We start from the raw sequence: 25,744 nt of genomic DNA, 5'->3' as shown, positions 1-25,744 counted from the left end.
AAAGATCCATTTTGGTCGCGACGTTCAGGTAAAACAAAACGGCCCGCCAAAGGGCGGGCCGTTTCAACAGAAATCAGAGTGGGGTCAGTCAGGGATCAACCGGTGATCAGACCCATGCTTTCCAGCTTCAGAAGAACCTGGTGGGCACAGTTGTCGACATCGACGTTTTCCGTCTCGACGCTCAGCTCGGGGTTCGCGGGCACGTCATAGGGATCTGAAATGCCGGTGAATTCCTTGATCTTGCCTTCGCGCGCCAGCTTGTAGAGCCCCTTGCGGTCACGGCGTTCGCATTCCTCGATCGAGGTCGCGACGTGCACTTCGATGAAGGCACCGAACTGTTCGATGTCCTCGCGGACGGCGCGGCGGGTCGCTGCATAAGGCGCGATCGGCGCACAGATGGCGATGCCGCCGTTCTTGGTGATCTCGGAGGCAACATAGCCGATACGGCGGATGTTGAGGTCACGGTGCTCTTTCGAGAAGCCGAGTTCCGAAGACAGGTTCTTGCGCACGATATCGCCATCCAGCAGCGTCACCGGGCGGCCACCCATTTCCATCAGCTTGACCATCAGCGCGTTGGCGATGGTGGACTTGCCGGAACCGGAGAAGCCGGTGAAGAAAACGGTAAAGCCCTGCTGGCTGCGCGGCGGCTTGGTGCGGCGCAGTTCTTTCACCACCTCGGGGAAGGAGAACCACTCGGGGATTTCCAGACCTTCGGCCAGACGGCGACGCAGTTCGGTGCCCGAGATGTTCAGGATGGTGACGTCATCCTTGTCGGCGATCTCGTCATTGGGTTCGTACTGGGCACGCTCCTGCACATAGACCATGTGCTTGAAGTCGACCATTTCACAGCCGATTTCCGATTGATGCGTACGGTAGAGTTCCTGCGCGTCATAGGGGCCGTAGAAATCTTCACCGGCAGAGTTCTTGCCGGGGCCGGCGTGGTCGCGGCCCACGATGAAGTGGGTGCAGCCGTGGTTGGCGCGAATCAGACCGTGCCAGACGGCTTCACGCGGGCCAGCCATGCGCATGGCCAGGTTCAAGAGCGACATAGTCGTGGTCGAAGCCGGATATTTGTCCAGCACCGCCTCGTAGCAGCGCACGCGGGTGAAGTGGTCGACATCGCCCGGTTTGGTCAGGCCAACAACCGGGTGGATCAGCAGGTTGGCCTGCGCTTCCTTGGCAGCGCGGAAGGTCAGTTCCTGGTGCGCACGGTGCAGCGGGTTGCGGGTCTGGAAGGCGACAACCTTGCGCCAGCCCAGCTTGCGAAAGTAGGCGCGCAGCTCGTTCGGAGTGTCGCGGCGGCCACGGAAATCATAGTGCACGGGCTGCTGGATACCGGTGACCGGACCGCCGAGGTAGATCTTGCCTGCGTGGTTGTGCAGGTAGTTCACGGCCGGGTGCGCCTCGTCATCGGCGCCAAAGACCTTTTCTGCCTCGCGAGATTTGTTGGGCTCCCAGCGGTCGGTGACCGTCATGGTGGCCAGGATGACGCCTTCCTGATCGCGCAGGGCGATGTCTTCGCCCACTTCCAGAGAGCTTGCGAAATCTTCGCTCACGTCCAGGGTGATCGGCATCGGCCAAAGCGTGCCGTCCGCCAGGCGCATGTTTTCGACAACGCCGTCATAGTCTTCCTCGGTCAGGAAGCCTTTCAGCGGGTTGAAACCGCCGTTCATCAGCAGCTCCAGGTCACAGATCTGGCGCGGGCTCAGATCGTGGCTTTTCAGCTCACCGGCCTCGACCTTCAGCTTCTGGGCAGAGTCATAAGATACATAGAGCTCGGGGATCGGAGCCAAATTACTCAACATAGTCATGTGAATTCTCTCTTCACTTGCGCGGGAGGGGGCGCCCGTGTCGCGGACGGCTTAAGGCCGCGCAATAGCCCAAAGGTTTCTTGAATGTCTAGCGAGCTGGGGAAAAAAGGACGATGTGTGCCTATTCCTTCACAAATGGATGCTGTTTCGCCGCGCGTGGGCAATCATGGAACATCGTTCCGGTGTCTGAAGCTCCGGATTGGAATCAATTCGTTTGCGTGTCGAGCACTGTAAACAGATCCTCCGCCCGCAGGGTCGCAATCGCCGATACCGGTTCGGCGACGCCGCGCAGCTGGAACGATTGCAGCGCGCTCTCGGGGGCGGTAAAACCAGCTGCGTCCAGCACGGCGGCAGAGACCAGCAGTTCAACGCCCAGGGCTTTGGTCTCGGCCTCAAGCCTGCTGGCAGCATTGACGCTGTCGCCGATGATGGTGCGCGGGGCGTGATCGGCAGAGCCAATTTCGCCCTGAACAAGATCGCCCAGATGCAGGCCAATGCCGATCCGGACCGGCGGGCTGTCTTCTTCTTCCAGTCGCGCATTGAATGTCCGCAGCGCCGTACCAATCGCGGCCGCTGCATTCAGCGCCGCGCGGGCGGAATGAGCCGGGGAGGGGGCATCGAAGACCGCCAGCAGCCCATCGCCGAGGTATTTGTCCACGTGGCCGCCGGCCCCCGTGATCGCGGGTACGATGGCATCGAAGAACCGGTTCAGCAGGAACACTACATCATAAGGCAACTGACCTTCGGTACGGCTGGTAAAGCCGCGGATGTCGAGAAACAGGATGGCGAGCCTGCGTTCTTGCCCCTGGCTGGCGTGGGCCCGTGTGGTCCGCCCGTCGGGCCGGAACATGCGGCATACGGTCAGCGGTGCGGTAGGCCGGATCTGGCAGGCCAGCCGCATGGTACTGCTGGCCCGCACGGCGGCAAGGCTGCGCGCCTCAGAATCAGAAGGTGGATGCAGCGCATCCAATCCGTCTTCGACAACCACCCGGCAGGTGGTGCAACGCCCTTTGCCGCCGCAGAGAGAGGTATGAGGCACGCCGCTGGCGCGGGACATTTCCAAGAGGGTCAGCCCCTTTTCGGCGCTCACCACAGGACCGTTCACATAGGTGATCCGCACCGCCCGGCGCTTGCGCAATGCCTTTTGCAGCAGCACGGCGGTTCCGGTCAGCACAAGAAGCGCCAGAAACAGGCCGATCCAGAGATTTTCATTCTCTCGGAGGCTTATGAACGTCGGCTGGTCGGGCCAGTTGTAACTTGCCATCAGCGCCGCCCGCTGACTGCCCTCGACAAACAGATCGTAGATCCGGCGTCCCTCGCTCAACGCGCCGGCCAGGGCAAAGGTGGGGATGAAGACCGCGAGCCCGATCATATAAGTCTGTGTCCGGCGCCACCAGCGCGTCAGCCGCAGCCAGTAGTGCAGCCCCATGCAGCCATGGATCCATACGGCCAGCAACAGCAGCGCCTGCCACCAGATCGATGGCGAGTTCCACATCAGGACAAGGATGAAGCCCATCTCATCGTTGACGTTGTGAAGCTCATGCGCGTAGCGGGTGTAGGTAATGTGCCGCAACAGCTGCAATGGGATTAGAAGGCCAAGCCCCAGCTGCACCGCCTCGTTCCAGGTCATCCGCCAGCTGCGTCGCCGGGTCAGTTGCCACAGGGCTAGCCCGGCATGCAGGATCAGCGCGCTATAGAGAATGACACCGCCCAGCACACTGCGGGTGATGATCTGGCGAGCGCTCTGCATGGCCTCCACCGCCGCAGGAGAGAATAGCGCCAGGCCCAGGTTGATGAAGTGGAAGAACACATAGGTGAACAGGACCAGCCCGGTCACCATCCGGGTGCGGATTATCCAGTTGCCCTGCCACAGCACATGCGTCACCGGCTGCTCTCCCCCGTGTAGCCTGCGGTGACTGTGACGGGATGCCGCGATGCGGGTCAAGGCTCTGCAACAGGAAAGCCGCGCGCCCTGTGGGGGCGTGCGGCTGTTTTCGGCATCGGCTCCGGCCTGCGGCAGTATGGGCCGCCGGATGCCGGGATTGGCTTATTCCTGTTCGGCCAGGAACCGTTCGGCATCAAGGGCCGCCATGCAGCCCATCCCGGCAGAGGTCACGGCCTGACGGTATTTATGGTCGGTCAGATCGCCGGCTGCGAAAACACCGGGGACCGAGGTTTCGGTGGAGCCGGGCTTGACCTTCACATAGCCGCCATTGTGCAGTTCCAGCACATCCTTGACCAGTTCGGTTGCCGGGGCGTGGCCGATGGCGACAAAGACGCCCTTACAGGGGATTTCCGAGATTTCGCCGGTCTGCAAGTTCTTGACCTTGACGCCTTCAACGCCGAGCGGCGCATCGGTGCCGACGACCTCTTCCAGCTGGTGGAACCACAGCGGTTCGATCTTGGGGTTCTTCAAGAGCCGGTCCTGCAGGATCTTTTCGGCGCGCAGCTCATCACGGCGGTGGATCAGCGTGACCTTGGAGGCGAAATTGGTCAGGAAAAGCGCCTCTTCAACGGCGGTATTGCCGCCGCCGATCACCACGATTTCCTGACCCCGGTAGAAAAAGCCGTCGCAGGTCGCGCAGGCAGAGACGCCAAAGCCCTTGAATTTGTCCTCGGTCGGCAGGCCCAGCCATTTCGCGCGGGCGCCGGTTGCCAGGATCACGGCATCGGCGGTGTAGGTGGTGCCGCTGTCGCCCTTGGCGGTAAAGGGACGCTGGCTGAGGTCCAGATCGGTGATGATGTCGCCGATGATCTCGCAGCCCATTTCCTTGGCATGATCCTGCATGCGCACCATCAGGTCCGGTCCCTGAACCTCGGTGTCGCCGGGCCAGTTTTCCACTTCGGTGGTGGTGGTCAGCTGGCCGCCCGGTTCGATGCCCTGCACCAGAATGGGTTCCAGCATCGCGCGGGAGGCATAGACCCCCGCAGTATATCCGGCCGGACCCGACCCGATGATCAGTACCTTGGTGTGACGCGTCTCGCTCATCTCATATCCCCAAATCCGCAGGTTGGCGGGCAATCCGCCGTCAGCCACAGGATATAGCGACAGACCAGAGGCGCTTAAACCCCCGGCATCACCTTCGTGACGCAGCTGTTATCCGAGGCAGCTTGATCTTGCGGAGGGCAAAGATTATTGCGGCGCAGTGAAATAATATTGCGCGCTTTCGCGGCGCTGATATAAGAAACGCAAACTGACGGGAGCTTCCACAATGGTCACTACACGCCTTGATCCGATCGATCGCAAGATTTTGTCGGAACTGCAGGCCGATGGGCGCATGACCAACGTAGAACTGGCCAAACGCGTCGGAATTTCGGCGCCGCCCTGCTTGCGCCGGGTGCGTGCATTGGAGGAAGCAGGCCTGATCCGGGGCTATCATGCCGAGGTCAACAGCCGGGAGCTTGGCTTTGAGGTTCAGGTCTTTGCCATGGTGGGGTTGGAAAGCCAGGCCGAGGCAGAGCTGAGCGCATTCGAGGAGAAATGCCGCGGTTGGCCGCTGGTGCGCGAGTGTCACATGCTGAATGGCGAGGTGGATTTCATCCTCAAATGCGTCTCACCCGATCTCAGCACTTTTCAGAGTTTCCTGACCGGAGAGTTGCTGACCACGCCGAACGTGGCAAGCGTCAAGACATCGTTGGTGATCCGCGGTGCCAAGGACGAGCCGGGCGTGCCGTTCGACGTTCTCGAAGACCGTCTGGCGCTGGAACCCTGACCGGACCTGCGCCGGGTCGCGAGCAGGGACGTCGGCGGGTTGTTCAGATGGCTGCGTCCGCGCGCTCAAAGGCCAGCGGGCCGAAATCCGCAATCGCATCTGCGTGGCTGAAAAGGTTGAGGAACAGCGTCTTGATCGGATAGCTGACCAGTTTCAACGCATTCGGCCCGGGATGATAGGTTTCAAATTCCAGCCCCCCCACCTGAATGACCGCGTGCTGCGGCAGGCAGAGATGGAACATATCAACCACGGTCGGCGGTGAGGTTTCAAAGATATTCATGCCGTCCTGAAAATCCTGAACCGGAGTCAGCAACTTCTTGTCACTTGCATCCCGGCGCATATGCGGCGGCGTGCACAGCAGCCGCGCGGCAGGACCGGCCACGACGCAGGACATGGGTTTTTGCATTCCAAAACTGTCAGCCATGAAGCTGGTCAGCGGATGGGTCTGTCCCTTGGAATCAGCGCGCGCTGGAACCAGGCTGGTGGAACCTTTCCAGATCAACGGCTGATATTCCCCGGTTTGCGTTGCGATCATGTCACCGGGCCAGAGGTCCTCAATGGCGACGGGGCCCATATCGGTCTGCACCAGCGTTCCGCGGGTAAAAGCACAAAAGGCGTTTTCGAACAGTGGCAGGGCTGGCGCGATGTGACGGGTTTCCGCGACGGTTCCGTTGGACAAAAGGGCGCTGACCTCGAACCGGCGCAACTGCGGTTTGGTGACCATGCGCAGCGCGGCGGGATCCTGAAGCAGGGCAGTGGCTTCGGCTGCCGATGCAGCGGCCTGGTGCAGCGAGTGAGGCGTGTTCATAGCGTCAGGGCCTTTCTCAATTCGACTTCGGAACCACAGCCCCGCGGCTGCGGGGCATTCGGACTGTTTGATCAGGCACCGTCGTTTTTTTGCACCTGCGCCGGACCGGAGTGCCGGACTGGGCGGGAGGGTGACCGCAAGAGTTTAAGCAAACCTCTACACGGAAGAACCCCGCGCCGCGCATCCTGCCCAGGCCGGTCTTTCTTTGCATTTTCTGAACACAGTGAAGACGTCCAGAGGCTGCAATCCGCCAGGAAGTAAAGGCAAGTTTTCCGCCCTAACTCAGGCGCTTTTCAGCGCCTTCGGGCCACTGCGGGTGCTGCGGCGGCGCTCTATTGACGCACGTCGCGCCACGCCGCGGTGCCAGGGCAATTTGCTTTTCTCGCTATTGGCAGTTGCAACAATGGAAGCGATAAAACGGGTTCGTGCTGTCATTATTGCTCCTGCGGGGTCCATTCTGAACGATGTCTGTCTGAGCGCAGGTATCGGTAATCAATGCGACGTTATTGTGGCGCGGGCATGGAAAAGCACCGGCAAAGCGGGGCCTGAGCGGTCACAATCCGGCTGCCGGGGATCTCCGGGAATTTTCAAAAGGGATCGGGGACGCGTGTGTTTTCTTTTTCCTACAGGCGGATACAAGCAATCAGCCTGCCATAATCAGCCTGTTTTTCGTGGGTGGCACGCCGATAGGAATAAAATCGCTTTGGATCGCTATAGGTGCAGTGGCCGGTCCATTCCGCCTCCGCAACCCCGGCGCTGCGCAGTTTATGCAGGCCAAGACCGGGCAGGTCGAACAGCAAGCGGTCGCCTTCGCCATTAGCAAAGAAGCGCGCGTTCTCCGGGTCCTCGGCCATGAAGTCGTCGAAGAACTCGGGGCCAACCTCATAGGCGCGCTGCGAAATGGTCGGGCCGATGACGGCAAGAATATTGCTGCAGGTTGCGCCCAGATCCACCATCGCCTCCACCGTCGCAGAGAGCACCCCGTCCAGCGCCCCGCGCCAGCCGGCATGGGCGGCGCCGATCACTCCGGCCTCGGGGTCAGCAAACAACACCGGCTGGCAATCTGCTGTCAGGATCGACAGGGCGACCCCGGGTGTGCGGGTAACCATGGCATCGGCTCTGTCCGGGCTGTCGCCAACCTCTTCGATTACCGCGACGTCGGGGGAATGCACCTGATTGACCCGGGCCAGCTTCTCCGGGGCGACCTCCATTGCGGCGGCGACGCGGGCGCGGTTCAGTTCGACCGCTTCACGCTGGTCCGAAGATCCAAGCCCGCAGTTCAGTCCCTCGAAAATGCCGGAGGACGCACCGCCCCGGCGGGTGAAAAACCCGTGCCGCACGGGGCCAAGAAGATCCGATGTCAGTATTTCCAGCGTCATGACTGAAGCCCCGGTGGTGGTGTCGCGTTGCCGGGGTAGAGACCCAGCACCTTGAACAGGTTTCCCATTTCCTCGGGGTGCGTCAACCGCCGATGTGCGGCGATCAAATTGTCGAGCGCATCGCCCTCTAGCGGTGCGGCAAGGGCGCGGGCGCGGTCGGTGATGCCCAGCCGCTCCAGAAACACGCCCTGCGGGGTCAGCCGCGTGGCCGCGCAGCCGTGCACCTGCGCCGCCTGTGTCAGAACCTCAAAATCCACATGGGTGGTCAGGTCTGCGCTGCCGGGTGCCTCCAGCGGATCACAGGGCGCATGATCGCGCAGCGCTTGCAGCGTGTCGCCAAGCGAGCGCCAATCGCCATAGTCCACAATCAGCGCCGCGCCACCATGCGCTGCGATACGTGTAGCAATTGCAGCGGTGATAGGGGCCGCGCCTTCGCAGAGTTCGACAAGGTCGCCCTCGCGGGTGTCCTCAAGCCGGTGGCTGAGCGCGGGCTGTTCGGTCACCGGGCCAAGGCCAAAGGTCAGCGTGCCGTTCTGCATGCCGATGCGTTTTTCGCGCCAGCCGCTGCCGTCGCGCAGGAACTGGCGCACGGGCAGGGCGTCAAAGAACTCATTGGCCACCAGAAACAACGGCTGCTGTGACAAGGTGTCGATGGTGTCGTGCCAGATTGGTTCAAACCCTGTCAGCGCCTTGGCCTGCGCCTCGCGCAGGGTGGGGGAGGCCTCTACCAGATGCAGCTCCAGCGCGGCGTGGAAACCGGGCACCGCGCGGGTGGCGCGCAACAGATCCGCCATCAGGGTGCCGCGGCCAGGGCCAAGCTCGGCCAGGGTGAACGGCGTGGGCGCGCCCTGATCTAGCCAGCTTTGCGCCAGACACAGGCCCAGCAGTTCACCGAACATCTGGCTGATTTCCGGCGCCGTGGTGAAATCCCCGGCAGCGCCCAGCGGATCACGGGTGGTATAATAGCCAAAACGGGGATTCAGCAGGCATTCGGCCATGTAATCGGCCAGGCTCATCGGCCCGTCGACATCGATGCGGGCAATCAGGTGATCCAGCAGGCTCATGCCGTGATCCTCTGGCGGCGCAGGGCGGCGATGGCAAAGACTAGCCCCAGCGCGATCATCGGCAGCGACAGAAGCTGTCCCATGGTCAGCCCGTAGCCGCCGACATGCCAGGCAAGGCCGAGCGGATTGCCGGGGGTCACGAACTGCGCGTCGGGCTGACGGGCGAATTCCACCAGGAACCGCGCCATGCCATAGCCCGCCAGAAACAGCCCCAGCACCAATCCGGGCCGGTGAAAGGCCCTACACCGCCAGACCATCCAGAGCAGCAATGTCGCTAGCAGCGCGCCTTCCAGTAGCGCCTCATAAAGCTGCGACGGGTGCCGCGCGCAAATCTCGCCCAGGGCCTGCCCACAGTCTTGCGCGGCCTGTCCCGGAAAGGCGACGCCCCAGGGCAGATCCGTTGGTCGCCCCCAGAGTTCCGCATTGATGAAATTGGCCAGCCGTCCCAGCATCAGCCCGGGCGGCACGCTGACGGCCACCAGATCGGCCATCTGCAGCCGGGGTACACCGTGGCGCAGCGCAAAGATCCAGGCCGCCAGCACCACGCCGATCAGCCCGCCGTGAAAGGCCATGCCGCCTTCCCAGATCCGCAGGATCGCGGCCGGGTTGGAGAGGTAGTATCCCGGCTGGTAGAACAAAACGAACCCCAGCCGCCCGCCAAGGATCACGCCAATGATGATCCAAGTCAGCAGATCCTCAACCTGCTGCGGGCGCAGCGGTGGCTGGCTCGCGGGCCAGAGTGCGGGCTGTCGCAGAGCCGCCACTGCCAGCCGCCAGGCGATCAGGATCCCGACGATATAGGCCAGCGCGTACCAGCGCAGCGCGAACTCAAAAGTTCCGATGGTGATCGAGAAGATTTCGGGCGACAGGTCGGGGAATTGGATCATTGCGTGCATGTGCGACTGAATGCCTTTGCTCTGGAAGGGAAGTCAACGGCTTGCCCGCGGCCCTTTGGTTGCCCATATAGGGCATAAGCCTGATACGGAGAAGACGATGCAGAGCCGCAACAAGATCCTCGACGATATTTCCCAGCTGATGACCAATGCCATGGGTGTGGCCCACGGCGCCCGCGAAGAAGCTGAAACCGCGATGAAGAGCATGATCGACCGCTGGCTGGCCGACCGTGATTTCGTGACACGCGAAGAATTTGACGCGGTGCGCGCCATGGCGCAGAAGGCCCGCGAAGAAAACGAAGCGCTGAAAGCCCGCCTTGATGCGCTTGAGGCCTCTGCCAAAAACTGAAGACTGAAGATTAAAGACCGGACCCATCCAGAATATGCATGTGCCTGCGCGGGCGAAAAGCCCGCTTGGGTCCGGTGCAGGCGGCACGTCCCGGCAGTGACGGCCAAATAACGCGGCGCCCTAATTGGGCCGCCTGATTTGCGCCGGGGACCTTATCCACAGCTTTGCCGATATTTTGGGTGGCTTTCCGCTTCATCCACAACTTATTGCAGATATCCCCAAATAAAGGGTTGCCAGCGCCTATCCGGGTGTCCACCATATCTAGTATGGGAGCGGGGATGCCTCCCCGGTCCTTTGAGCGCAAAGCTAGCTCTAGCGGACCCGAAGAGGTGCGTATGCTAGATACCAGAGAGGTGGCATCATGGCCCTATCCGAGCATCATCTGGAAGACGACATCCACCCCATAGACATCGTTGAGAACGTTGCCTCCCATCATGACTGGGATTTTGACCGGATCGGCGATGATCAGATCGCCATGGCCGTCGAGGGGCAATGGCGCACCTATTCGGTAACCTTGGCCTGGTCGGGATACGAGGAAACCCTGCGGCTGGTGTGTAGTTTCGAAATGGATCCGCCTGAGGACAAGCTGCCGCTGCTGTATGACCTTCTCAACCGGATGAACGATCAGTGCTGGGCAGGGGCCTTTACCTATTGGGCCGAGCACAAGCTGATGCTTTATCGTTATGGCCTGATCCTGTCGGGCGGCCAATCGGCCAGCGCCGAGCAGATCGACGCGATGATCCAGGCCGCTGTGTCGAATTGCGAGCGTTACTACCCGGCCATTCAGCTGACCACCTGGGCCGGGCGCACGCCTCAGGAATCTCTTCAGGTCGCCATTGCAGAGGCTTATGGCCGCGCGTAAACCTGTGCCCTGAAACTGATGTAACAGCACAGGGGCAGGGACAATGGACATGACGGATATCGCGGATCGCGGGCTGGTCCTTTTGGGATGCGGCAAGATGGGCTCGGCGATGTTGGCCGGGTGGTTGGACGGCGGATTGCCCGCGTCGTCGGTCTGGGTTCTGGATCCCTATCCTTCGGACTGGCTGAAACGGACCGGCGTGACCATCAACGGCGGCCTGCCGCAGAGCCCGGCCATCGTATTGATCGCGGTAAAGCCACAGATGATGGGCGATGCGCTGCCGGGGCTTCAGGCGCTGGGCAATGGCGATACCCTGTTCATCTCGGTTGCCGCCGGCATCTCATGTGCCAGCTACGAGGCGATGCTGGGAGAGAAGACCCCCATCGTGCGCGCCATGCCCAACACACCCGCCGCCATCGGGCGCGGCATCACTGCCCTGATCGGCAACGGGCGCAGCAGCGGCGCCGATATGGATCTGGCCGAAACCCTCTTGTCCGCGATCGGTCAGACGGTGCGGCTGCAATCCGAGGATCAGATGGATGCGGTCACCGGCGTCAGCGGCTCCGGGCCTGCCTATGTGTTCCACCTGATCGAAACACTGGCCGCCGCAGGTGAGGCGCAGGGGCTGCCCGCCGATCTGGCGATGAAATTGGCCAAGGCCACCGTGGCGGGCGCAGGGGCGCTGGCCGAGGCGGCCGCGGAAGATCCCGCCCAGTTGCGGGTGAACGTGACCAGCCCCAATGGCACCACCCAGGCGGCGCTTGAGGTGCTGATGGACAAGGACAGCGGTTTCCCGCCCCTGCTGAACCAGGCTGTTGCGGCTGCTGCAAACCGATCCAAGGAGCTGTCCGGTGGCTGAGATTTCCTTTGATGATTTCCTGAAGGTCGATATCCGCGTCGGCACCGTGGTGCGGGCCGAACCCTATCCCGAAGCCCGCAAACCGGCGATCAAGATGTGGATCGATTTCGGCGATGAGATCGGTGAGAAGAAAACCTCGGCCCAGGTGACCGCGCATTACACGCCGGAAATGCTTGTGGGAAAACAGGTTGTGGCGGTGGTCAATTTCCCGCCGCGCCAGATCGGCAAGTTCATGTCCGAGGTTCTGGTGCTTGGCCTGCCGGATGAGGCCGGGGAGATCCGGCTGATCGGGCCGGATGGTCCGGTGCCGCTGGGCGGAAGGATGCACTGAGCGATGAAACTTTGGATTACCCGGCCGATGACAGCGGCTGTCGAGGCCCGCGCGCGGGAAGAGTTCGATGTGGATATCCGCCCCGATACGGGCGTGCTTAGCCGCGCGGAAATGCAGCGTGCCTTGCGGGATTATGACGTGGTCATGCCGACGCTGGGCGACCGGTTCGATGCCGAGATCTTTGCCGCGGTGCCTGCGCCGCGGTGTCGGCTGCTGGCGAATTTCGGCGTTGGCTACAACCATATTGACGTAGAGGCCGCCCGGGCCGCCGGTGTTGCTGTGACAAACACGCCGGGCGCGGTCACCGATGCGACTGCCGATATCGCGATGACCTTGCTGCTGATGTCGGCCCGCCGCGCAGGCGAGGGGGAGCGGCTCGTGCGCGATGGCAGCTGGGAAGGCTGGCACCCGACCCAGATGCTCGGTCAGCATGTTACGGGCAAAACCGTCGGCATCGTCGGCCTTGGCCGCATCGGGGCTGCCATCGGGCAGCGCTGCCATTTCGGATTTGGCATGAAGGTCCTCTACACCGCCCGCAGCGACAAGGATCCGGGTTTCCCTGTCTCCCGTTGCGCCAACCTGTCAGAGATGGCCGCGCAGGTCGATTTCCTGGTGGTTGCCGTGCCCGGTGGCGCCGACACCCGGCATATGGTGGATGAAGCGGTGCTTGCGGCGATGCAGCCTCACGCGCATCTGATCAATATCGCCCGCGGCGAGATCGTGAAGGAAGCGGCCCTGATCACCGCCTTGCAAGAGCAGCGCATCGCCGGGGCAGGCCTAGATGTCTATGAATTCGAACCCGAGGTGCCTGAGGCGCTGCGCGCGCTTGATAGCGTCACCCTGCTGCCGCATCTGGGCACGGCCACCGAAGAGGTGCGCAGCAACATGGGGCATATGGTGCTGGACAATGTCGCGGCCTTCATCGCCGGGCAGAAACTGCCCAACCCCGTCTGAGCCACTCGGGGACGGTCAGGCTTTTGAGCCGTCCCCAACCGCTTCGCGCCAGTGACGGCGGCAGAGCGAGACATAAGTTTCATTGCCGCCGATCTGCACCTGATCACCCGTGGTGATCGCACGGCCCTGATCGTCCTGTCGGATCACCATGGTGGCCTTCTTGCCGCAATGGCAGATGGTTCGCACCTCGCGCATTTCATCGGCTAGCGCCAAGAGGGTGGCGGATCCGGGAAACAGGTTGCCCTGAAAATCTACCCGCAGCCCGTAGCACAGAACCGGCACCCCCAGATCATCGACCACACGGGCCAGTTGCCAGACCTGATCTGGCGACAGGAATTGTGCTTCGTCCACAAAAATACTGGCAACGCTGCCTCGTGACAGGCGTAATTTGATTTTTGCGAACAGGTCCTCGCCCGCACTGAACACATCGGCCTCGGCGCTGATGCCAATCCGCGAAGCAATACAGCCCTTGCCTGCCCGATCATCGACACGTGCGGTCAGAAGGTAGGTGTCCATGTTGTTTTCGCGGTAGTTGTGCGAGGCCTGAAGCAGCACGGCGGATTTACCGGCATTCATGGTGGAGTAGTTGAAATAGAGCTTTGCCATGCGTGCGGTTTACCCTTTGGCAATGGCTGAGTGAACCGCAAAATAATCCCGGATCGTGGGGATGCAGAGGGCAGTGCGGATCACAGGATTCGAACCCTGATGTCTAAAATACGCCCCCCCACAGCAGCCCGTCCAGTCCGGGTCGAAATAGACCCTAGGGATGGATACAGGCACGCGCCACTGGGGAGGACGCCTAAAGAAGGATATGTCGTACACCCGAAACGGATGCTTGACCTCTCCCACTCATATTGAAGCGCAACCTCACTCACAAAGTCTGCTTCAACCCCAAACAAAGATGCACAATAGCATCTGGGCCACTCGTTAAATCCCTGAAAACCCAAGGGATGGCGCTAGTATTGCAATTCGTTTAAAAGGACTTCATGGGAAATTAACAAGTTCATTCCCCGCCCCGGGGCGGCTTATGAGGCAAGATTTACATGGCAGAGATCGGCAGGTACCTGAAAAAGCATACCGAAGCGCTGGTTAAGGACGTTGGCATAGAGGCCGCCTGTCAGATTACAGGCAAGTCCAAGGCGACATTGGGTCGTTACTATTCAGACAATGCCGAACATACGGAACGGTTCATGCCGGTAGATTCCGTGGCCAAGCTGGAGGGGGCTGCTTCTTTTCCGCATGTGACCTCGGCGCTCGCGGATCTGAAGAATATCACGCTGTCCTATAATCACTCCGACGATTCGGGCGTGGAAAGTGTCGGGCGCACAGGCGGGGTGAATGCCGACGTGATCGCGCTGAGCCAGCGGTTTGCAACCCTGATGAGCGAATATCAGGAAGCCATCGCTGATGGCATCATCACCGTCAATGAGGCCAAGCGCTTGCTGCGGGAAACGGTCCTGTTGCAGCAGGTCCTTCTGGATATGAAATTGCATCTCGAAGAAGAGAGCAACTGACGCTCTCGGACGTTCATTGCGGGGCAGTAGTCCCGCTGGTAGGCCCCGACGGACTGCGGGGCCTTTTCCGTTTTCAGCCCATATGGCGGCGCAGGATCGCCGAGCCGACCGAATAGCCGGCGCCGAAGGAACAGATCAGGCCAATTTCCTGGTCGGCCATGTCATCGGAATTCTGCGCAAAGGCGATGATCGAGCCTGCCGATGATGTATTGGCATAGTCTTGCAGGATATTGGGCTGTTCGCCGGGTTCGGGGGTGCGGCCCAGAACCTTTTTGCCGATGAAATCATTCATCGCCTTGTTCGCCTGATGCAGCCACAGGCGCTTCAGGTCATCATTGGCGATGCCACTGTCAGCCAGATGGGTGCTGATGTGCTCGCTGACCATGGGCAGCACTTCCTTGAACACCTTGCGGCCATTCTGCATGAACTGCATGTCGCGGCGGTCCGCGACCCCGTCGGGGCGCGAGCGGCGCAAGAAGCCGTTGTTGTTTCGGATATTGTTGGAAAATTCGGTGGCACAGCGGGTCGATAGGATTTCGAAATACGGCCCCTTGGCGTCTTCGATCCGTTCGACCAGGGTTGCGGTCGCCACATCGCCAAAGATGAAGTGGCAGTCACGGTCGCGCCACTCCAGATGCCCCGAGCAGATTTCGGGGTTTACCACCAGCGCCGAGCGGATGCTGCCAGAGCGGATCATATCCGCGGCCACCTGCAGGCCAAACGTGGCCGAGGAACAGGCGACGTTCATGTCGAAGGCAAATCCGTCGATGCCGAGGAGTTTCTGGATCTCGATTGCCACCGCGGGGTAGGGGCGTTCCATATTGGAGGCCGCACAGATCACGGCGTCTACGTCGCCCGCGGTCTTGCCAGCCTGTGCCAGAGCCTTGGTCGCCGCATCGACGGCCATTTCCGCCATAATGCCCGGTTCGTCATCGCTGCGCTGGCGCAGCAGCGGGTGCATGACCTCGGGGTCGAGAATTCCCGTCTTGTCCATCACATAGCGCTGCTCGATGCCAGAGGCCTTGACGATGAACTCTTCCGAGGAGTGCTGCATCGGGGCCATTTCGCCCGCTGCGATGGCCTCGGCGTTCTTTTCGTTCATGCGGTCGGCGTAGGCATTGAACGCCACGACCAGCTCGGCATTGGTGATGATCTGAGACGGGGTGAAGACCCCGGTGCCGGTTATGGCGGCTGTGTGCATGGTAACGGATCCCGAGTTCGCAAAGTGCCGTATATCTGGGCATTTTGCGTGCGGAAGGTCAAGGTCAGCCGCAAGCTGCCGCAGGGGCAAGCAGGAACAGTGGGGCAGTGTTCGGGGAATGTGAACTTCTTCACATGAAAAGTTCATTCGCTGAAGTAATCTGCTGCGAATCCCGCACCACGGCGATCCGCTGGTGCACACCCTCTTTGCAACCGGGCCTGGCCTTATGACCGATGACACCTTGCAGCTATCGCCGGAGATCCGGTCTCTGATGGGCGTTTATGCGCTCTACTGGATGCTGGACGATGCGGTTGAGCGTATGGATCAGGCGCCACGGATCGGGCGGTTGGAAAGCCGGATCCTGATCCGGCTGGACCGGCCCCGGCGCATGGGGGCGCTGGCACAACTGTTGCTGACTGGCCCCCCGTCCGTCACCGCGGCAGCGGATCGGCTTGAGGAGATGGGTCTTGTGCAGCGGCTGCCCGATCCGGACGACCGGCGGGCGCTGTTGCTGCATCTGACCGACCAGGGCCGCACCGTCCGAAGCCAGCTGGACGAGGAGGCCCGCCGACTGTTCCGCCAGGTCTCTGGCCTTTCAACGGACGAGATCGCGCAGTTCGCGGCGCTATGTGAAAAAATACATGATACGAGTACAGGAAACGGCGCCCCGCTGGGATGCCCGGATCCGAAAGGAGACAAAGAATGAAAATCTTCCACCGAGTGTCACGGCTGATCCTGCCCGCGCTCGCCCTCTCGGCCCTGGTGCAGGCAGGGCCGCTGGCGGCGCAAGAGACGGCCAAACCGGTCAAGCTGCTGAAAACGCAGGCGGGCAGCGTGTTGGTTGAGCGCCAGTTCTTTGGTCAGGTGGCGGCGAAACAATCCGTCGACCTTGCCTTTCAGGTGGGCGGTCAGGTGCTGGAGTTTCCGGTGGCGCAGGGCACCGTGGTGCCCGAAGGGCAGCTTGTTGCGCAACTGGACCTGGAACCTTTTGAGCTGAAACTGGAACAGGCCCGGCTGCAAAAGGCGCAGGCGGACCGAACGGTGGCACGGATGGAGAAACTGACCGGGACGGTCAGCCAGGTGTCCATCGATGATGCGGAAACCCAGGCTGGTCTGGCCGGGGTCGCCCTGCGGGATGCGGAATACGCCTTGCAGCATGCGACGCTGACGGCGCCCTTCGATGCGCTGGTCTCCAGCCGCGAGGTCGAGAAATTCACCACGGTCAGCGCCGGGACGCCCATCGTCCGGCTGCACGATATGTCTGAACTGCACATCAAGGTGGATGTGCCTGAAATCCTGTTTCAGCAGGCAAATGCAGATGAAAAGGTCGATATCACGGCCTCCTTCCCGGGCTGGGACGCCACCTATCCGGTTGAAATCCTCGAATTCGATGCCGAGGCCAGCAGCGTTGGGCAGACCTACCGGGTGACCTTCCGTCTGGCGCCTCCTAAGGATCGGCAGATCCTGCCCGGGGCCTCGGTTTCGGTGCGGGTGCTGGTCAATACCGGTGCTGCGGCGATCCGCCTGCCGGCAACGGCCATCGTGGTGTCCCCCGAAGGGCAGACTGGTGTGATGGTCTTTAGCCCCACCGGGGCCGACAATGGCACGGTCGCCTGGCGGCCTGTCACTGTGACGCCGACGCAGGATGGCGATTTCACCGTCACCGAAGGTCTGACTGGCGGTGAAGAGGTGGTTCTGGCGGGCGGCACCGCCCTGTCGGACGGGCAGGCGGTACGCCGCTTTGCCGGTTTCGCGAACTGAGGGCGGGCAGATGGATATTGCACGCGGCTCAATCGAAAAACCGCTTTATACATGGCTGATCATGTTGATCGCCCTATTCGGGGGCATCTGGGGTTTCCTGTCGCTGGGACGGCTTGAGGATCCGGCCTTTACCATCAAACAGGCTGTCATCGTGACCCAGTATCAGGGCGCCACGGCAGAGCAGGTGGCGCTGGAGGTCTCTGAACCGCTGGAGTCTGCGATCCAGAAAATGGCCGAGGTCGATATCATCACCTCGATCAACCAGCCGGGCCAATCCCTGATCGAAGTTGAAATCAAATCGACCTATGACGGCAGCGAGCTTCCCGCAGTCTGGACCAAACTACGCGCGAAGATCCGCGATGCGGCCCTGTCCCTGCCCGAAGGCACCAGTCAGCCCTTCGTGAACGATGCCTTCGGCGATGTGTTCGGCCTGTTCTATGCCGTCACCGCAGACGGGTTCAGCGATGCGGAAAAGCATGAACTGGCAACTTTCCTGCGGCGGGAGCTGCTAACGGTTGATGGGGTTGCCGATGTGGATGTCTCCGGCCTGCCGGACGAAGCGATCTATGTCGAACCCGACCTGCCGATTTCGGTCAACTTGAATGTACCACTGACGGCGATTGCCAATGCCATCGCCACCTCCAACTCGGTTCGCCCGGCGGGCAAACTGGATGCGGGCGATGCCGACACCCGGCTTTTGGCGCCGCAAGGATCGGACAGTGTTTCGGAAATCGCCGGTCTTTCTGTTGGGGTACAGGGCGAGGTGATCAACGTGATCGACATGGCCAAGGTCCACCGCGGCCGGGTTGCTGATCCCGATCTGATCGTGCGCTACAACGGGGCCGAGGCCTTTACTCTTGGGGTGGCCGGTATCGCGTCGGAAAACATCGTGGATGTGGGCAAGAACGTCGATGCCAAGCTGGCGCAGCTGGACAGTGACATCCCCTACGGCGTGTCGCTGCAGCCGATCTATCAGCAGCACGTGGTGGTCGAGCAAGCCTCGAATGACTTCCTGGTGAACCTGGCGATGTCCGTCGCCATCGTGGTTGTGGTTCTGGCGCTGTTCATGGGCATGCGCGCGGCCATTGTCGTTGGCGTGACCTTGCTGCTGACCGTGGTCGGGACGCTCTTGTTCATGAACCTTTTCAGCATCGAGATGGAGCGGATTTCCCTGGGCGCGCTGATCATTGCCATGGGGATGCTGGTGGACAATGCCATCGTGGTTGCCGAGGGCATGCAGATCTCGATGCTGCGAGGCAAGAACTCGCGCGAGGCCGCGCATGAGGCCGCCAGCAAGACGCAGATCCCGCTTCTGGGCGCGACTGTCATCGGGATCATGGCCTTTGCAGGTATCGGCCTCAGCCCGGATTCCACCGGTGAATTCCTCTTCTCGCTGTTTGCGGTGATCGGCATTTCACTGCTGCTGAGCTGGCTTCTGGCGCTGACGGTGACGCCGTTGCTGGGGCATTATTTCTTCAAACGCGGCACCGGTGGCGGTGGTGACGAATACGGCGGGCTGATTTTCCGCGCCTATGGCGCCAGCCTGCGTCTGGCACTGAAACTGCGCTGGCTGGTGGTGGTAGGGCTGATCGCCCTGACGACCGTGTGTTACATAGGCTTTGGACAGGTCAAACAGGCGTTCTTTCCCGACTCCAACACGCCTCTGTTCTTCGTGCATCTGAAACTGCCGCAGGGCACCTCGATCCACACCACTTCGGCGCAGCTGCAACGGGTCGAAGACTGGCTGGCCGAGCGTCCCGACGTGGAATCGACCGCAGCCTTTGTGGGGCAGGGGGCGACCCGTTTCATGCTGACCTATTCGGCGGAAAAGGCGAACCCCAGCTATGGCCACCTGATCATCCGCGCGAGCAGCCTGCAGGAAATCCCGGCGCTTCAGGCCGATCTTGAGGCCTTTGGGCGCAGCAATTTCCCCGAGGCGGAATTCCGCACCAAACGTCTGGTCTTTGGCCCAGGCGGCGGTGATCCCGTTCAGGTTCGTTTCTCGGGTCCCGATCCGGCGGTTCTGCGCCAGCTGGGGGAGGAAGCCATGGTTCGGCTAAAAGACGGCTCTGACAGTATCCTGAGCGTGCGGCACAATTGGCGTGAACAGGAACTGGTGCTGGAGCCGATCTATGCTACAGACCGGGCACAGACGGCGGGGATTACCCGCGAGGATATCGCGGGCACCTTGCAGTTCTCCACCGACGGGGTGACGGCGGGCATGTTCCGTGAACGCGACCGGCAGATCCCGATCATCCTGCGCAGATCGCCGGAGGATCAGTTCAACATCATGGATCAGCTGGTCTTCTCCACCTCGTCGAACCGTTTCATGCCTCTGGAACAGATGATCGACGGGGTCGAGATCAAGGTGCAGAACACGCTGATGCATCGCCGCGACCGGGTGTTTACCCTGACCGTGGGGGCGGATATCGCGCCGGACGTCACTGCTGCGACAGTGTTCAAGGAGGTGCAGAACAGCATCGAGGAGATCGCCCTGCCGCCGGGCTACCGGATGGAATGGGGAGGGGAGCACGAGAGCTCGGCCGACGCCAACAAGAGCCTTGGCGCGCAGCTTCCGGTGTCCCTGCTGATCATGGTGCTGATCTCGGTCCTGCTGTTCAACGCGATCCGTCAGCCGGTGATCATCTGGTTGCTGGTGCCGATGTCGGTCAACGGCGTGGTCATCGGGCTTCTGGGCACTGGTCTGCCCTTTACCTTTACCGCGCTTCTTGGGCTCCTCAGCCTGTCGGGCATGCTGATCAAGAACGGCATCGTCCTGGTCGAGGAAATCGATCTGGTGCGCGCCGAAGGGCGGCCGCTGCGCGAGGCGATTGTCGAGGCGTCGGTGTCGCGTTTGCGTCCGGTGATGCTGGCCGCGATCACCACGATCCTTGGCATGGCGCCCCTGCTGAGCGATGCTTTCTTCGTGTCGATGGCGATCACGATTATGGGCGGTCTGGCTTTTGCCACCGTGCTGACGCTGGTGGCGGCGCCGGTGTTCTACCTGATCTTCTTTGCACGCGATGAAAAACGGGAAGCCTCTGCAGCCTGACCTGACGGTCGGGTACCAAACTCAAAAGGCCCCGGATATTTCTGGGGCCTTTTTGCATCTGCGCGGATCGCACCGGTTGTGCAGCGTCAGATCAGCGGCACGAAGGGCACATCGCAGGCACTGAGTGTCATCAGGGTCAGAAGAGTGATCATCACGCGCATTTTGGCGCTCCTTTGGTTTTGCTGCTCGATTACGGCAGCTGACCCCAAAGCGCCGCACAGGTCAAACCTTTCTCCGTGCCGCAGAGAGCCGACGGTGCTGCGGCATGATGTCTTTAAAATGCTCCGCTAACCCGTTGTTCAATACTTTTGTTAAGAATGATATTCTGAACAGAAGCGTGCGAAGGTCCAGCAATCGGCGAGGGAGTTCTTCATGACACGAGCATATTTGCGTGCGGTTACCGTTTCATCCTTTTTCCTGTGGGCAGGCGGCGTTCATGCAACCTCGACCGGGCACGGTGAAGAGATGCACGTGGTTCCCGATGCGGTGATCGCAGAGCAACGTCAGGCCCTGTCGGAAAACACGCTGTTTGCCGGGTTCGGCCCGCAGGCGCCGCGCGATATCGACAGCATGGGCGGCAGCAACAAGGTCAGTTTCGAAGCCGCACCACCCTATAATGAAATGAACCTCTGCAATATTCATTTCCACGAAAGCGCTGAACACCGGGGCGGGGAATTCACCACCTATGCTGGCAACGGCGATGGTCACGGCTATGGCAGCGGCTACAAATATTCCGGTGAGCTGAGCGTGACGGAACTTGCGCCGTACCATGAAGAGGTCGGAGCCACCGAACACGGCAGTCTGGTGCCCGGCGACACGATTGAGGTGCATTTCGTGCACACCACCGCGCGGGTCGATCCCGGCCCGACGCTTGGCTCCTGCCTTAGCGAGGCCATCAAGAACCCGCAGCTGCGGGTGGAGGCGCAGGTCTTTGTGCTGGTCAACGATGAGACCGCGCTCGATTTCACCAAAGTCACGCGCTTACAAAAGAAAAACGGCTTGACCCAGGCGGTAAACATGCCAACCGATACCGGGCGGCCGGTCGTCTATGCGGGTTCAACCACCGGGCCTGGCTATAACGAGAAGGGATCGCCCTTTCAGGTCACCTGGGCGGTGCGCCCCAAGGTAGCCAAGGTCAGCATCCAGTCGGTCGCCAGATGGCTGGACTACAACACCTTTGACGAAGACCACGCCCATGGCGTGCGCAATCTGGTGATCAATCCCGACCTCCTGTCGGTGATTGGACGCTGACATGCGCTGCCCCGCTATTGGGGCGCAAGGTTTAGGAGCAGGGGGGCTGGACAGACGCCCTCCGGTTCAGACGCTGGTTCCCAGTGCCCGGCGAAAGGCCATCAGGCTGCCGGACAGGAACACCGCGCCCAGGCAAGCCATCGTCAGCAGTTCGGGCCAGACAATCGACAGATCCGCCCCGCGGAACACCACGGCCTCGGCAAAGGCCATGTAGTGGCGCGAGGGCAGCAGCCAGGTGAAGGGCTGCACGATATCAGGCTGGCTTTCGATCGGGGTCATGCCGCCGGAGAGCATCATCATCGGCATGATCGTCATCATGATCAGCAGGGCGAATTGCGCCATGGTCCGGGCGATGGTGCCAAGGAAAATCCCGATGGCTGCCGCTGCAAACAGGTAAACCGCTGTGCCCGCAAAAAGCAGTGCATGCGTGCCGACCATTGGCACCTGCAGCAGGCCCTCGAACACCACCAGCATCGATAGGGCAAAGACGCTGATGATGATCAGCCCATTGGCCCAGATCTTGGCCAGGGCGATCTGAAAAGCGGTGAGGGGCATAACCAGAAGATGTTCGATGGTACCGTGTTCGCGTTCGCGGATCAGGGCGGCGCCGGTCAGCATGATCGCGACCATGGTCAGGTAGTTCAGGATGCCATTCAAGGCGTTGAACCAGACCTGGCTGCCATTGGGGTTATAGGCCCGCCGCAGCACCAGATCGACCGGCGCACCGGCGGACGGATCGCGGCCCGCCAGATAGCGGCTGACCTCGGTCTGGATGATCGCCTGAATGTATCCATCGCCCAGCCCCGCCTGCATCACTGCGGTTGCATCGATATGCAGCTGGATTTCGGGTTGGCTGCCTTTGCGCAGCTGTGCCTCGAAATCGGGGGGGATGACCAGCGCGAACAGGAACCGCGCCTGATCCAGTCCGGGACCGATCTCATCCGCATCTATGGGGATCGGGGTTTGGAAATAGGGCGGGTAAAAGGCGTTGGCGATCTGGCGCGACAGCTGCGAATTGTCCTCGTCCGCAATGGCGATAGAGGCGTTATTGACGTTCTCCGGTAGGCTGGTGGCATCCATATAGACCATGAAGGTGAACACGAAGAGGATCAGCCCCGCCATCACCGGATCCATCAGCACCGTGCGTAACTCCTTGGTGCCTAGCCAGAAGATATGGTGAAGCGCCTTCATGTTATTTCTCCTGCTTGCGCAGCAACAGCACTGCAATGGCCAGGAAGACCGGAAAAAACAGGCTCAGTTTCACAATGTCATGGCTCAGCGCCGCCCAGCCCAGCCCCTTTGTATAGGCGCCGACACTCAGATGCATGAAATAGGAGGCAGGCCAGGCCGAGCCGATCATCTGCGCCTCGGGCGATAGGGTCGAAATCGGCTGGATCATGCCGGAATACTGCATGGTCGGCATCAGCGAGAGTAGCGCCGCCGCAAAAACCGCGGCGACCTGCGTTTTGACCAGCGAGGACACGACAAGGCCATAGGCGGTGACCGCAAAGCCATAGCACAAGGCCCCGAGCGTCATCGCGGACAAGGAGCCTTTCAGCGGCACATCCAGTACAAAGATGACCATCAGCGTCAGGACCAGGTAATTGCACATGGCAATAGCGACATAGGGCAATTGCTTGCCCACCAGGAATTCGATGCGATTGGTGGGGGTGACATAGAAATTGGTGATGGTTCCGATCTCCTTTTCCCGCGCCACGCTGACGGCCATCAGGATGACGGGAAACAGCATCAGCAGCATGGCCGGTATCGACGGCCCCATCGAGCGGATGCTGGCAAAGGTCGGATTGTAGCGGTAGCGGTTTTCGATGGTGAAACTGGACTGTTCCTGCGGATCGACACCGGCCTCCAGCATCAGATCGCGCAGATAAATGGCGTGCCCACCGGTGATATAGCCCTCGACGGTTCCGGCCCGCATCGTATTGGCCCCATCCAGCCAGGCCGAAACTTCGGGCGTGTTGCCCCGTGCCAGATCACGGCCGAAATTCGGTGGGATCTCGACGGCGACGCTGACCTCGCCTGCCGCCATCTGGCGGATCAGATCCTCCCGGTTCAACAGATCCGGCTGTTCCAGAAAATACCGTGACCCGGTGAAACTGCTTAAGTAGCTACGGCTGGCCGGAGACTGGTCCTGATCCAGCGCGGCAAAGGTCAGATCCTCCACATCCATCGAGACACCGTAGGACAGCACCACCAAAAGGATCACCGATCCGAGAAAGGCAAAGGCCAGACGGATCGGGTCGCGGATGACCTCGACCGTTTCGCGCAGGCTGTAGGCCAGCAATCTGGACAGACTGAACCGGCCAAGCCTGGCCGGGGGATCATGGGCGTCTGGCACAGCACCGTCCTGCAGGGCCACGCTGTCGGCGCTCTCGCCTTCTCCGGTTGCGTCTTCTATATAGGCCACAAAGGCGTCCTCAAGCGAGGTTGCGCCCTTGGCCTCAACCAGATTGTCCGGCGTGTCATGGACCAGCACTTCGCCCGCATGCATGAGCGAGATGCGATCACAGCGCAGCGCCTCATTCATGAAATGGGTCGAGATGAAGATCGTCACCTTGTCGCGGCGGGACAACTCGATGAGGAACTCCCAGAACCTGTCCCGCGCCTCGGGATCGACGCCCGAGGTCGGCTCGTCCAGGATCAGGATTTCCGGCTCGTGCAGCACCGCTACCGCCAGCGACAGACGTTGCCGGATACCAAGCGGCAGCCCGCCAGAGCGTGTATCCATCACATGCGATAGCTCGAACCGGTCGGCCAGCGCCGCGATGCGCGCCGTGGCCTGCTGGCTGGGGATCTGGAACAGCCGCGCGTGCAGGGCGAGGTTCTGCGCCACCGTAAGTTCGCCATAGAGCGAGAAAGCCTGGCTCATGAAACCGACGCGTTTACGGGTCGCAAGATCCTTGGCGTTCACCGGCTTACCAAAAAGATAGGCCTCACCTTCGGACATCGGCAACAGGCCGGTCAGCATCTTCATAGTGGTGGTCTTGCCGCAGCCGTTGGAGCCGAGGAAGCCGAAGATTTCGCCAGGGCGGATTTCGAAACTTACGCTGCTCACGGCGGTGAAATCGCCGAACCTCCGGGTCAGTCCACGCGCCACGATGGCGGGGCGCTCGCCATCGGTTTGCAGCGGCGGGATGACCAGCTCCGGCAACTCGCGGCCCTCCCCACCGGGCCGCAGGCGCACAAAGGCGGCCTCTAGGCTGTCGGTGCCGGTTCTGGCGCGCAGTTCTTCTGCCGTGCCGGTGGCCAGAACCAGGCCTGCATCCATCGCCACCAGCCAGTCGAATTCTTCGGCCTCCTCCATATAGGCCGTCGAAACCAGAAGGCTCATACCGGGATGTTCCTGCCGGATCTTGGCAATCAGGTCCCAGAATTGGCGCCGCGACAGGGGGTCGACCCCGGTGGTGGGCTCATCCAGGATCAGCAGGTCTGGATCATGCAGCAGCGCGCAGCACAGGCCCAGTTTCTGTTTCATCCCCCCCGAGAGTTTTCCGGCGGGGCGATCCAGAAAGGGAAAAAGCCCGGTTGCCCGGGTCAGCCGCGCGATCCGGCGGTTGCGTTCAGCGCGGCTTTGTCCAAACAGCTTGCCAAAGAAATCGAGGTTCTCCTGAACGCTCAGGTCCTGATACAGGTTCTTGCCCAGCCCCTGCGGCATATAGGCAAGGCGTGGACCGATCCGCTGCCGGTGGCCCGCCTTACGCATGTCGCCGCCCAGCACCTGCAGCGTGCCGGTCTGCATGACCCGCGCACCGGCGATCAGGTCCAGCAGCGTTGATTTTCCCACCCCGTCCGGCCCGATCAGGCCAACCACCTTGCCTGCGGGAATGTCGAGAGAGACATCCGCAAGCGCGACCACGTCCTTGTAGCGCTGCATCAGATTGGCAGCGCGGACGACGGGCTGGCTTTGATCCTCCATGGCCGGGC

At 61.3% G+C, this 25,744-nt stretch carries 23 protein-coding genes; 11 read left to right on the top strand and 12 right to left on the bottom strand.

Going from position 1 to position 25,744, the window contains the following annotated elements; genetic code table 11:
* Nucleotides 1-95: 95 nt before the first annotated feature.
* The 3 genes from C6W91_RS12330 to trxB all read right to left on the bottom strand — a co-directional run bounded on the left by C6W91_RS12330 (nucleotide 96) and on the right by trxB (nucleotide 4,800).
* The gene (locus tag C6W91_RS12330) at nucleotides 96-1,811 is read right to left on the bottom strand and encodes a bifunctional sulfate adenylyltransferase/adenylylsulfate kinase (protein WP_274835057.1); all 1,716 of its coding nucleotides are present in this window, start codon (nucleotides 1,809-1,811) and stop codon (nucleotides 96-98) included.
* Nucleotides 1,812-2,016: 205 nt separating this feature from the next.
* Entirely contained in the window at nucleotides 2,017-3,696 is a 1,680-nt protein-coding gene (locus C6W91_RS12325) for an adenylate/guanylate cyclase domain-containing protein (RefSeq protein WP_274835056.1), read from the bottom strand.
* Between the two features lie 162 nt (nucleotides 3,697-3,858).
* Nucleotides 3,859-4,800 (bottom strand): thioredoxin-disulfide reductase, encoded by a 942-nt coding sequence (gene trxB / locus C6W91_RS12320; protein WP_370570884.1) that lies wholly within the window; start codon nucleotides 4,798-4,800, stop codon nucleotides 3,859-3,861.
* Between the two features lie 223 nt (nucleotides 4,801-5,023).
* On the opposite strand from trxB, the gene C6W91_RS12315 reads away from it, so the two are divergent.
* Nucleotides 5,024-5,524: an Lrp/AsnC family transcriptional regulator gene (locus tag C6W91_RS12315; RefSeq protein WP_065272905.1), complete on the top strand. Its 501-nt coding sequence runs from the start codon at nucleotides 5,024-5,026 to the stop codon at nucleotides 5,522-5,524.
* A 43-nt stretch (nucleotides 5,525-5,567) separates the two neighbouring features.
* Here the strand turns inward: C6W91_RS12315 and C6W91_RS12310 are convergent, their stop codons facing one another.
* The 5 genes from C6W91_RS12310 to lgt all read right to left on the bottom strand — a co-directional run bounded on the left by C6W91_RS12310 (nucleotide 5,568) and on the right by lgt (nucleotide 9,671).
* On the bottom strand, nucleotides 5,568-6,332 hold the full coding sequence (locus C6W91_RS12310; RefSeq protein ID WP_065272906.1) for a Hint domain-containing protein: 765 nt from the start codon (nucleotides 6,330-6,332) through the stop codon (nucleotides 5,568-5,570).
* Between the two features lie 282 nt (nucleotides 6,333-6,614).
* Nucleotides 6,615-6,767: a hypothetical protein gene (locus tag C6W91_RS12305; protein ID WP_370570883.1), complete on the bottom strand. Its 153-nt coding sequence runs from the start codon at nucleotides 6,765-6,767 to the stop codon at nucleotides 6,615-6,617.
* 188 nt (nucleotides 6,768-6,955) lie between these two features.
* Nucleotides 6,956-7,711 (bottom strand): peptidoglycan editing factor PgeF, encoded by a 756-nt coding sequence (pgeF, locus tag C6W91_RS12300; RefSeq protein ID WP_274837787.1) that lies wholly within the window; start codon nucleotides 7,709-7,711, stop codon nucleotides 6,956-6,958.
* Nucleotides 7,708-8,775, bottom strand: a complete 1,068-nt coding sequence (locus C6W91_RS12295) for a class I SAM-dependent methyltransferase (protein WP_274837786.1) — start codon at nucleotides 8,773-8,775, stop codon at nucleotides 7,708-7,710. Before C6W91_RS12295 ends, pgeF begins: the two co-directional genes overlap by 4 nt.
* Entirely contained in the window at nucleotides 8,772-9,671 is a 900-nt protein-coding gene (lgt, locus tag C6W91_RS12290; protein WP_274837785.1) for a prolipoprotein diacylglyceryl transferase, read from the bottom strand. The genes C6W91_RS12295 and lgt overlap by 4 nt, the downstream gene beginning before the upstream one ends.
* 97 nt (nucleotides 9,672-9,768) lie before the next feature.
* Between lgt and C6W91_RS12285 the strand changes: the two genes are divergently transcribed.
* From C6W91_RS12285 to C6W91_RS12265, 5 genes are all read left to right on the top strand, one after another.
* Entirely contained in the window at nucleotides 9,769-10,017 is a 249-nt protein-coding gene (locus tag C6W91_RS12285; protein ID WP_065272910.1) for an accessory factor UbiK family protein, read from the top strand.
* Nucleotides 10,018-10,378: 361 nt separating this feature from the next.
* Entirely contained in the window at nucleotides 10,379-10,879 is a 501-nt protein-coding gene (locus C6W91_RS12280; protein WP_065272911.1) for a YbjN domain-containing protein, read from the top strand.
* 43 nt (nucleotides 10,880-10,922) lie between these two features.
* On the top strand, nucleotides 10,923-11,738 hold the full coding sequence (gene proC / locus C6W91_RS12275) for a pyrroline-5-carboxylate reductase (RefSeq protein ID WP_274835051.1): 816 nt from the start codon (nucleotides 10,923-10,925) through the stop codon (nucleotides 11,736-11,738).
* Nucleotides 11,731-12,069: a tRNA-binding protein gene (locus C6W91_RS12270; protein ID WP_274832917.1), complete on the top strand. Its 339-nt coding sequence runs from the start codon at nucleotides 11,731-11,733 to the stop codon at nucleotides 12,067-12,069. The genes proC and C6W91_RS12270 overlap by 8 nt, the downstream gene beginning before the upstream one ends.
* 3 nt (nucleotides 12,070-12,072) lie before the next feature.
* Nucleotides 12,073-13,023, top strand: coding sequence for a D-glycerate dehydrogenase (locus C6W91_RS12265; RefSeq protein WP_274837784.1), 951 nt, complete (start codon nucleotides 12,073-12,075; stop codon nucleotides 13,021-13,023).
* A 15-nt stretch (nucleotides 13,024-13,038) separates the two neighbouring features.
* Here the strand turns inward: C6W91_RS12265 and C6W91_RS12260 are convergent, their stop codons facing one another.
* Nucleotides 13,039-13,629 carry a thymidine kinase gene (locus C6W91_RS12260; protein ID WP_370570882.1) on the bottom strand — a complete coding sequence of 197 codons (591 nt, stop codon included), beginning with the start codon at nucleotides 13,627-13,629 and terminating at the stop codon, nucleotides 13,039-13,041.
* A 437-nt stretch (nucleotides 13,630-14,066) separates the two neighbouring features.
* Here C6W91_RS12260 and C6W91_RS12255 point away from each other — a divergent pair, with 437 nt between their 5' ends.
* A complete protein-coding gene (locus C6W91_RS12255; protein ID WP_065272916.1) occupies nucleotides 14,067-14,537 on the top strand; it encodes a hypothetical protein in 471 nt (156 codons plus the stop codon).
* Nucleotides 14,538-14,610: 73 nt separating this feature from the next.
* On the opposite strand, the gene C6W91_RS12250 is transcribed toward C6W91_RS12255, so the two are convergent.
* Entirely contained in the window at nucleotides 14,611-15,738 is a 1,128-nt protein-coding gene (locus C6W91_RS12250) for a beta-ketoacyl-ACP synthase III (protein ID WP_274832920.1), read from the bottom strand.
* A gap of 226 nt (nucleotides 15,739-15,964) precedes the next feature.
* Between C6W91_RS12250 and C6W91_RS12245 the strand changes: the two genes are divergently transcribed.
* The 4 genes from C6W91_RS12245 to C6W91_RS12230 all read left to right on the top strand — a co-directional run bounded on the left by C6W91_RS12245 (nucleotide 15,965) and on the right by C6W91_RS12230 (nucleotide 21,802).
* Nucleotides 15,965-16,444: a MarR family winged helix-turn-helix transcriptional regulator gene (locus C6W91_RS12245; RefSeq protein WP_274832921.1), complete on the top strand. Its 480-nt coding sequence runs from the start codon at nucleotides 15,965-15,967 to the stop codon at nucleotides 16,442-16,444.
* Nucleotides 16,441-17,499, top strand: coding sequence for an efflux RND transporter periplasmic adaptor subunit (locus C6W91_RS12240; RefSeq protein ID WP_274832922.1), 1,059 nt, complete (start codon nucleotides 16,441-16,443; stop codon nucleotides 17,497-17,499). The genes C6W91_RS12245 and C6W91_RS12240 overlap by 4 nt, the downstream gene beginning before the upstream one ends.
* Before the next feature lie 10 nt (nucleotides 17,500-17,509).
* Nucleotides 17,510-20,551: an efflux RND transporter permease subunit gene (locus tag C6W91_RS12235; protein WP_065272920.1), complete on the top strand. Its 3,042-nt coding sequence runs from the start codon at nucleotides 17,510-17,512 to the stop codon at nucleotides 20,549-20,551.
* Nucleotides 20,552-20,923: 372 nt separating this feature from the next.
* A complete protein-coding gene (locus C6W91_RS12230; RefSeq protein ID WP_274837783.1) occupies nucleotides 20,924-21,802 on the top strand; it encodes a delta-class carbonic anhydrase in 879 nt (292 codons plus the stop codon).
* Between the two features lie 66 nt (nucleotides 21,803-21,868).
* Here C6W91_RS12230 and C6W91_RS12225 read toward each other — a convergent pair whose 3' ends face one another.
* A complete protein-coding gene (locus C6W91_RS12225) occupies nucleotides 21,869-22,993 on the bottom strand; it encodes an ABC transporter permease (protein ID WP_274837782.1) in 1,125 nt (374 codons plus the stop codon).
* A 1-nt stretch (nucleotide 22,994) separates the two neighbouring features.
* Complete coding sequence (gene rbbA, locus C6W91_RS12220; RefSeq protein ID WP_370570881.1) at nucleotides 22,995-25,736, bottom strand: ribosome-associated ATPase/putative transporter RbbA; 2,742 nt, start codon at nucleotides 25,734-25,736, stop codon at nucleotides 22,995-22,997.
* Nucleotides 25,737-25,744: the final 8 nt, after the last annotated feature.

Origin of the sequence: Phaeobacter sp. SYSU ZJ3003, from assembly GCF_041300735.1 — a bacterium.
Lineage (GTDB): Bacteria > Pseudomonadota > Alphaproteobacteria > Rhodobacterales > Rhodobacteraceae > Phycobacter > Phycobacter gallaeciensis_A.
Note: the sequence above shows the minus strand (reverse complement) of the source record. Positions and strands in the feature narration are given on the sequence as shown.